Origin of the sequence: Acinetobacter sp. YH01003, assembly GCF_013420525.1 — a bacterium.
GTDB lineage: Bacteria > Pseudomonadota > Gammaproteobacteria > Pseudomonadales > Moraxellaceae > Acinetobacter > Acinetobacter towneri.
Window position 1 is genome coordinate 1 of record NZ_VOXY01000048.1, and the last position, 1082, is coordinate 1082.

The 1082-nt window shown below is 38.8% G+C and carries 2 protein-coding genes; both read left to right on the forward strand.

From position 1 onward, the window contains the following. Nucleotides 1-60: 60 nt before the first annotated feature. Nucleotides 61-516 carry a helix-turn-helix domain-containing protein gene (locus FTT70_RS13520; RefSeq protein WP_004973749.1) on the forward strand — a complete coding sequence of 152 codons (456 nt, stop codon included), beginning with the start codon at nt 61-63 and terminating at the stop codon, nt 514-516. A gap of 16 nt (nt 517-532) precedes the next feature. Next, a complete protein-coding gene (locus FTT70_RS13525) occupies nt 533-1072 on the forward strand; it encodes an IS630 family transposase (protein ID WP_141730351.1) in 540 nt (179 codons plus the stop codon). The last annotated feature ends 10 nt before the right edge of the window (nt 1073-1082 follow it).

Genomic DNA, 1082 nt, shown 5'->3' on the forward strand with positions numbered 1-1082 from the left:
TAAGTTGACAAAAATAACTAATCATGCGAAAAAGTTTTTTTAGTTAACAGATGTTCACACATGCCTCGAATTGTTTCTGTACCACTTAGTTTAGAACAGCGAGAACGACTCATTTTTCTGGCCAAGCATGCAAAACATTGGCGTGAAAGACAACGTGCCCAAACTATTCTCTGGCTTTCTGAAGGTAAAAGTGTTGCGGAAGTTGCCACTCTACAAGAACGTATCCCAGAAACCATAAGGCTACAACGCCGACGTTGGGAATTGTATGAGTTTGAATCGATTAAAGAAGGTCATCGCTCAGGTCGGCCCAATACATTGATCTCAGACTATCAGGCGAAAATCCTAGATTGGGTCAATACAAGTCCACTCAATGCAGAACAAATCCGAGTCAAACTACATGAAGAATACGAAGTGTCCGTGTCTGTTGAAACCATTCGTAAGTTTTTACGTGATTCAGGTATGGTCTTCAAGCGTACCCGTCATAGCTTGAAAAAAAAGAGATCCGATTGCATTTGAACAAGCAACACAGCAGATTGAAAAATTACGAGAGCAAGCGGCACGTGGTGAAATTATATTAGGTTATGTTGATGAAACAGGGTTTTCATCTACACCTGATAACCGCTATGCGTGGACAAAGATAGGTGATGTTCATGCGGTTGATGCAATAAGATTAAAACGAGTTAATGTCATGGGGTGTTTGCTTTCAACGGGGAAACTGGTGACAAGTTGTTTACAAGAGTCAGTTACAAGCACTTGGTTTTATGCCTATTTAACTGGAATAGCTCAACAAGTAAAACAGACTTATAACCTTCCATTGGTTCTTATTGTTGATAATGCCTCGATTCATAGAAGTAAAAAGATGGCTGATTACAGAGAGCTACTTAAAAGTAACTTTTCGACGAATTTGTATTTTATTCCAGCTTATAGCCCTGAGTTAAATCGAATCGAGATGGTATGGAAGCAGATGAAATATTATTGGCGAGATTTTCAAGTCATGACAGCTGATAAAATAGAGCAATGGGTGGAGAGAGTATCAAACCAATTCGGAAAAGAATACATGTTTACTTTTTAATGACAGCTTA

What these genes read in the sequence shown, in the direction of transcription:
- FTT70_RS13520 (WP_004973749.1), top strand. Translation starts at nt 61, where the DNA reads ATGCCTCGAATTGTTTCTGTACCACTTAGTTTAGAACAGCGAGAACGA.